Raw genomic sequence first — 7,507 nt, forward strand, 5'->3', positions numbered from 1 at the left:
AGCGCGATCAACCGCCACGCCGCGGTCCGCAGCTCGGCGGCCACCGGAGCCCACCGCCGCGGCTGTCCCACGCCCGGCGTCCGGATCGCGCGATCGAACCGCTCGGCCACCTCCCGCCGCACCTGGTCCAGCTCGGAGGCCTTACCGGTCACCGTGCACACCGCGGTGACCATGTCCCCGGCCGCGTGCGCCACCGACGCCGCGACGTCGTGCTCGCCGGCGACCAGTGCTGCGGTGGCGTGCTCGACCGCGCTGATTGCGTCCACGACGGCCTCGGCACGCTCGGCAGCGCCCACCCGGGTCCGTTCGTGAGCCTTGGGCGGCAACGGCTGGGCCGGAGGCGGAGCCGAGGCCCACCGCTCCAGCAGCTTCGGCAGGGACAGATCCCGCGCCAGGCTCCGGCCGGAGAACCACACCGGCATACCGTCGCCGTTCGTGTCGCCCGGTGCGGCGAGCGCATAGCCGACAAGCTGGCCTGCCGGCATCTCCCGCGGCAGCACCGCGACCCCCTGGTCAGCCAGTCGCCGGAAAAACTCCTCCGGATCCTGTGCCTGCACCGCCGCGGTCCGGGCCGCGCGACGCAGCCACTCACGGCTGGTCTCCGTCTCGCCCCGCCGCTGGGCCTTCTCCTGCTCGGCACGGGTCGCCGGCTCCGCAGCAGTCCGATCCGCCGGGGCGGTCGGGCTCAGGCCGTGACGCTGCTCGGCGTCCCGGCACACCTCTCGGGCGCGCAGGTAGTCGTTGCGCGGGTGCACCCGCCGGCCGTTGTCCTGGCGCACGAGGACCGCGGCGATGTGCACGTGGTCATCGGCGTGCCGGATCGCGACCCAGCGGCAACCACCGAGGTCGCCCCGGGCAGCGATCCCGGTGCGGTCCATCAGGTCCTCGACGACCTCCGCCCACTCAGCGTCGGTCAGCACTCGGTCGGTCGCGCTGTTGCGCAGCGAGCAGTGCCAGACCGGGCCGCGAGGGACACGCTGCCCCGTCACCCTCGGCGGCGGTGTCTGCGCGATTCCTGCCGCCTCTGCGGCCTCGGTGAGCTCGTCGACGAGCCCAGCCACGTCGAACTCACCATCCGGCCGCCGCTGCGGCTGGTGGCGCTGCGGGTCGCTATCCCAGCTCGCGACGACGTGCTGGTTGGTGTGCTCGTTGAACCGCCCGGCCCCCATCAGGTACCGGACCAGCCCGCCCACACGCCAGCCGCGGGAGATCTTCGCGATCACCGCGACGCCCGCCGCTCCAGGCGAGCCTGCCCACCGAGGTGCTCGACAGCCGCGACCGCAGCGTCGACCCGCTCGACGGTGCGCGCCACCAGCTCCTGCACCCGCGCTGTGGCCGCGTGCAGCTCACCCGTCGCATTGGCGTGCCGGGCGACGTCGTTGAGGTTGCCACCGACGTTGCGCAGCACGCGCCGGTGCTCCATCAGCTCCGCCCGCAGCATCATCAGGTCCTGCATCACCGGGCCCCAAGCCGTAGCCGGCGAGGGCACGCTTTCAGCAGCGCTACGCACCCCGACCACACCGAGCCAAGCGCCTGGAGCAAGGTCTGCCCGCCCTGCAGCCGCAGTCACAGCCGCGAGTTCCGCATCCGAGAACTGCACGGTGACCTTGTGCGGTCGGCCGCCCTCCGCCCGCGCCCGCCGACTCGGTCCGCCCCCCACCAGATCACCTCCTCGTTCCGACGGCCGAAGGCCCGGCCGATCAGCCTGTCCCGCTTGATCAGCTTGGCAGCAGCTCCGGCCGCTTGTCGCGTTTTCCCCGGGAAAACGCATATCTTGCTCCGCCGCCGAAGCGGGTCGGAGACGCCATGCGGAGGGTCGACGGACGGAAGACGCCCGCTGAACCACCCGGGCGAGCAACCCGGGCGCGGAAAGATCTTTCGGGCTGCCTGATGGGGGCGCTACGGTCCGCAGCATGTCTGCTGCACGCACGCCCTCTCGCCGGGAAGCCGTCGACGCCGCCCGCCGGCTCCTGCAAAGCAAGGTCGACGTCGTCGCCGACCTCGCGGACGCCGGAAGTCGAGTCGACCAAGCAGAGGCTGCAGCAGCCGCTGCTGAGGACGCCCTCCGTGAAGCGCGCCTCACCTACAAAAAGCGCTTCGATGACGCGGTACGGGCGGGGTGGACGGAGCCCGAGCTGGCGGAGGCAGGCCTCACCCCTGAGCGCGGGCATCTCCCCCGCGGACGCCGCCGGCAGCGGCGCACAAACCCCCCCGCTGGCGGGGAAGTCGCTGCGGTCGAGCACCAGCATCCGGGACAGAACATCCCGGAAGCACCAGCACTTGCCGGCTAGCCCAGACCGCTGTTGGACCTCGATCCAAAGCACGATCTGACGCGCTATATCAAGCACTCCACCCCGTCAATTGCCCTCGAACCGGCGGAGCTAATGCGCACCAAAGCGGCCCCGCCGTAACGACGGGGCCGCCTTGTGTTCTGAGAACTTTGAACCCTGTCAGGCCGCTAGATGGTCGACGGTGTCGTCGGTGACCGCCTCGACGACCGCCGCGATGATGTCGCGCGCCACGGGCGGGGTGACGGCGTTGCCGCACATCTTCACTCGGTCTCGCTTGGCCCTGGCCAGCAGGACGAAGTCCGCGGCGAACGCCATGCCCAGCTTGACCTCGTCGACAGTGAGCATCCGGAATCGGCACTCTTCGACGGCCAGCTCGTGCTCCAGGAGCGCGTCGCCCTCGACGGTTGTCTGGGTCGGGAGCGGCTGGTTCAGGGCCCGGAATGTGCCGCTGTCGTAGGCGTACAGGATCTCGGGGTTCCACGAGACCAGCGACTGGTGCCCGGCTGTCGTGATGGTCCGAGCAGGTTCGTCGAGGGGCGTGCACATCTCCGCTCCCCCGGTGTTGTTGCGCATCAGCATGGCCAGTCCGTGGTGATTCCCGGAGGCCGCGAAGGTGTCGAGCGGCTCGCCAACGGCCTTGGGCCGGTTGTGGTTGCGCAGCGGCACCACCACGACCCCGTCGGTCTCGCGTGTGGTGCGCACCCGCATCGGCTCGTCGATGTGGCGGGCCTCGTCGTTCCACGTCCCGCCCGCGGGGACGAGAAGGCCGGTCTCAGCGCGAGCGGTCTGGGCGCGGAACGGACGGGAGATCGGCGCTGCCACCTTGCCGTCGCGGCCCTCCACAGGCACAAGCAGCCCGTCGGTCAGACGGTCCCAGCCGGTCTCCAGCTCGCGGGGACCGCGGGCGGTGACGCCGACCAGCGGCGGGTAGGCGACAGCTTTCGAGGCGGAGGTGTGCACCGTCCGCAGCGGATCCTCAATCGGCCAGGTGCGCACCCCTGGCCGCCGTTCGAAGGTGTTGCCCGCGGCCTCCAGCGTGATTGGGCGGCAGTACCGGCGCAAGCCGGCCTCGATGCGCGCGAGCGTCTTCGGCTTGAGAGGCCGTTTGCGGTCACCGATCCGCTCCCCCGGGTTGGACAGGTCGATGGCCGCGGCCGCGGGCAGGACGAAGGGCTGCACGACGGCATTTCGACAGCTGATCCGCGGGCACCGGAACGTGTACTGGGCGCCGTAGATGCCCTGCACGTTCTGCGAACGTGCCGGGTTCTTCGGGGCCCGGATCGCGGTCACGACCTCGCTGCAGTCCGGGCACCAAGCCTGCGGGCGGGTCCAGCGCTCGAAGTCCGGCCGCCGGTAGCGGCGCTGCCAGAACACCACGTATGCGCGGTCGCGGAGCTGGGGTGCCGGGGCGCCGAGGTGGTGCGCGAAGGCGGAGTTGAGGGTCAGGACCTCATGGTCGTAGTCCAGGGCGCGCATCCGGGCGACCCACTTGCCGAAGTGAACCCACTTCAGAATGTCGGTCACGTTCTCGACGAAAACAGCGCGGTAGCGGTGGTACTCGGCGAAGCGCGGGACGTCCTGCATCAGGGCGCGGGACCGCTCCCGGGCCTCGACGGCGGCCGGTTCCTCGTCCTCGCAGTCCTCGGTGGTGGCGAGATCGAACAGGGTCGGCTCGGTTGGCTGCTGGGCGAAGTCCTGGCGCTCGCCCCGCGCCTGCGACCAGAACGTGCACGACGGCGACGCCCACAGCAGGTCGGTGCGCGGGTACCGGCGCGGGTCGACCTCGGCGATGTCGGCGATGTCGTGGTCGGCGTGCGGCATGTTGTGGTTGTGCGTCTCAATGGCCAAGTCCCAGTGGTTGCAGGCCATCCGGACCTTCACGCCGGGCACAGATTCCGCGCCGGACGACGATCCTCCTGCACCGCAGAACAGGTCGGTCACGGTCAACAAGCGGCACCTCCTGGTGGCTGGGCTGGGCTGTGTCGATGCGGGTTTGCCGTCCCGCTCGAACACTTACTATTCTACAGCGTTATGCGGTGTTGATCAACCGTTTTCCCAGCTAGAAGTGCTAGGTGCCCCCCTTTACGGATTAAAACTCTGCCGGATGGCCGAGGGGCCAGCCCCTTGTCCCCGATGCCGTCGGCGACCGCGCTGCTCAGGTCTTCGGCCGCTCGCGGCCGCGACGGCCGGGACGGGACCTGCCGTCGGCGAACTCCCACAACGTCGACCGCTTCCATAGCCGATGGAGCCGGCCCGACGGCAGAAACTCGACGTGATCAGGCTCCGGGAAGTAGCCCGGGTTGGCAGCGAGGAACGCTCGGATCGTCGACTCGCTGGTGTAGCCCAGCACCTTTGTCGCGCTCGCGACGTCGCACAGCTCGCCCGGGTCTCCGCCGCGGTCGACTTCGGTCAGCGACGCCTGCTTGGCTCTCGCGCGATCGCAGTAGAAGGCCAGGACCTTCTCCTCGTCAAACCACAGGACACGGCCGATCCGGACCCCTTCCGGATGGCCGTTGGTCTCGCGCTGGGCGTAGAGGTTGGCCTGCGTCTGCTCGGATATGCCGACCTGCTGCTCGATCGCGGCACGGTTGATGTGGGGCCGCCCCTCGATCATCTCTCGCTGCGCTCGCGCCACAGCACCCACCATATGAGGCGTCATACCCACCCATTGACGAGCAAGACGGCTGAGCAGGCATCCAGGCAGGCGACCTCGACACCGACGCGATTCGGCCACGTCCGCAGGCCTCCAGTGAGAAACACAATTGTGGTGCAAGCCGAATACACGTTGGGAGAGAGGGGCTCCGGTGGGGGACGATGGAGAAGCTGCCAGTCAGCACGCTGCGCTACGCGCGGAGGTAGCTGACGTCGAGAGGCGGATCGCAGAGCAGCTTCTCCCGCTCGCGGTGCGCCGAGAATTGAACCGCCGGCCAGTGACTCCGCCCCCCTACGTGCGACGGCACACGGCCGAGCACGCCGCGGCGGGCGGTGTCCTCGACGACCGCTTCCTCTCGGTCGAGTTCCTTCCGTTCGTCGACGAAGCACGCCTTCGGCCCCTGCTGCTCAACAGGTCAACGAGCCGCGACACGGGTCCTGTCGCGGCCGAGTGGCTCCAGATTCACCACCGTTGGCACTGGAACAAACCGGCGGCCAACGCGGCCGCTCTCCGGTTCCGCCTCGCGTCTACTTCGGGCGGTCTTGCTGTGCGGCCGAGTGCTGAGACGTCTTGGCAGCCGCGCTGGGCGCGCTTCGACCGTGGCGGCAGCGCCGCCGACGGTGTGGTGTTGGGGCGGGTGACGCAGTCGTTCCGGTCGATCGGACTGGCGGCAGGTCCGGAGGGTCAGGCCCTCGCGGTAACGGCCGGCGAAGACGTGACGGCGTTGGTGTGGGACCTCCTTACCGGGCAGCAGGTGGGGGAGCTGATCGGCCGCGGCTGGTCGATGAGAACGGCAGCGGTGGTGATGCCCGACGGGCGAGCGCTCGCTGTCACCGGCGGCTACGAGCCAACGGTGTGGGACCTCGCGACCTGCGAACAGATCGGCGCGCTGACTGGCCGCACCGACCGCGCAGTAGACGTCATGACGGCTGTTGTCTTGCCCGATGGGCGAACGCTCGCCGTCACCAGTGACGGGGGTCCGGTGCGGGTGTGGGACCTCGCAACCTGCGAACAAGTAGGCGAGCTCAAGCTGACCCGCCACACAGGCAGCGTGCAGGCAGTAGCGGCGGTGGTATTGCCCGACGGGCGAACGCTCGCCGTCACCGGCAGCCGTGACAACGAGGCGCGGGTGTGTGACCTCGCAACCTGCGAACAAGTAGGCGAGCTCAAGCTGACCCACCACAAAGGCAGCGTGACAGCAGTGGCGGCGGTGGTGATGCCCAACGGGCGAACGCTCGCCGTCACCGGCAGCAGTCACAACGAGGCGCGGGTGTGGGACCTCGCAACCTGCGAACAAGTAGGCGAGCTCAAGCTGAGGCGCCACACAAGCAGCGTGACAGCAGTGGCGGCGGTGGTATTGCCCGACGCGCGAACGCTCGCAGTCATCGGCAGCCGTGACAACGAGGTGCGGGTGTGGGACCTCGCAACCTGCGAACAAGTAGGCGAGCTGGTCGGCCATACCCGCGGCATGGTCGACGTGGCGGCGGTGGTGTTGCCCGACGGGCGAACCGTCGCGATCAGTGGCAGCGGGGACAACACGATGCGGGTCTGGGACCTCGCAGCGCGGCCTCGGGTGATGGACAGCTCGGCCGCGGACCGCTCGCGGCCGGTGAAGAGAGTGGCGCCAGTGGTATTGCCTGACGGGCGAACGGTCGCACTCGTCGGTGGCTCGGACGAGACCGTGCAGCTGCGGGACCTTGAGACTGGCGAACAGATCGGCGAGCTGATCGGCCGCCCCGGCCCGTTGGGGGCGATGGCGACCCTGGCACTGCCGGACGGGCGAGCACTCGCAGTCACGGGCGGATCGACGCTGACGGTGGAGTCCGTCATGTCCGACCCTCTGGGCCACGGGATTGCCCATTTTCGGCAGCACCTCCCGCTCACGGTGTGGAATCTCGCGACCTGCGCACCGAAGGGCACGCTGAACGGCCACACCCACAACGTCGCCGCGGTAACGGCGGTGGGCCTGCCCGACGGACGAACACTCGCTGTGAGCGGTGACCACGATGGGGAGGTGCGAGTATGGGACCTTGAGACCTGCGAGCAGATCGGCGAGCTGGTCGGCCACACCGACGCGGTGGAGGCGTTAGCGGCGGTGGTGCTGCCCGACGGACAGGCGCTCGCGGTGAGCGCCAGCCAGGAGCCGACGGCGCGGGTGTGGGACCTCGAGACCGGCGAGCAGATCGGCGAGCTGGTCGGCCACACCCACGCGGTGGAGGCGTTAGCGGCGGTGGTACTGCCCGACGGACAGGCGCTCGCGGTCACCGGCAGTCGGGACGACACAGTCCGGGTGTGGGACCTCTCCAACCGAACCCTGCTCGGGACGGAACTCGGGCTGCCAGCTCCCGTGGCCGCACTCGGGGCGGTTCCCACCGAGGACGGGTTGTGCGTTGTGGCGGGCGGTCCGAGCTTGTGGGCGGCCGTCGACTTTCGAACGGGGAGTATATGAGCGGACTGCGGATCGTTGGCGTGCACGGGATCGCGCAACAGCAAAACGCGGGGCCTGTCAAGAAGTCTGTGTAAGTCGATCTAGGAAGGTGGTCAGGACAGGTAGGGGTTGATG

General features: G+C 69.5%; 5 protein-coding genes. 1 reads left to right on the plus strand and 4 read right to left on the minus strand.

All coding sequences use genetic code 11. The features are described from left to right. From PSD17_RS23120 to PSD17_RS23135, 4 genes are all read right to left on the minus strand, one after another. A partial coding sequence (locus PSD17_RS23120; RefSeq protein WP_339124490.1) for a relaxase/mobilization nuclease domain-containing protein occupies positions 1–1,223 on the minus strand: 1,223 nt, incomplete at its 3' end. Beyond that, positions 1,220–1,459, minus strand: a complete 240-nt coding sequence (locus tag PSD17_RS23125) for a hypothetical protein (protein ID WP_339124491.1) — start codon at positions 1,457–1,459, stop codon at positions 1,220–1,222. The genes PSD17_RS23120 and PSD17_RS23125, both read right to left, overlap by 4 nt. A gap of 991 nt (positions 1,460–2,450) precedes the next feature. Then, positions 2,451–4,232 (minus strand): DNA cytosine methyltransferase, encoded by a 1,782-nt coding sequence (locus PSD17_RS23130; protein ID WP_339124494.1) that lies wholly within the window; start codon positions 4,230–4,232, stop codon positions 2,451–2,453. A gap of 214 nt (positions 4,233–4,446) precedes the next feature. Further along, positions 4,447–4,926 carry a hypothetical protein gene (locus tag PSD17_RS23135; protein WP_339124492.1) on the minus strand — a complete coding sequence of 160 codons (480 nt, stop codon included), beginning with the start codon at positions 4,924–4,926 and terminating at the stop codon, positions 4,447–4,449. A gap of 313 nt (positions 4,927–5,239) precedes the next feature. Between PSD17_RS23135 and PSD17_RS23140 the strand changes: the two genes are divergently transcribed. Beyond that, complete coding sequence (locus PSD17_RS23140; protein ID WP_339124493.1) at positions 5,240–7,393, plus strand: WD40 repeat domain-containing protein; 2,154 nt, start codon at positions 5,240–5,242, stop codon at positions 7,391–7,393. Positions 7,394–7,507: the final 114 nt, after the last annotated feature.

Origin of the sequence: Pseudonocardia sp. D17, assembly GCF_036984265.1 — a bacterium.
Lineage (GTDB): Bacteria > Actinomycetota > Actinomycetes > Mycobacteriales > Pseudonocardiaceae > Pseudonocardia > Pseudonocardia benzenivorans.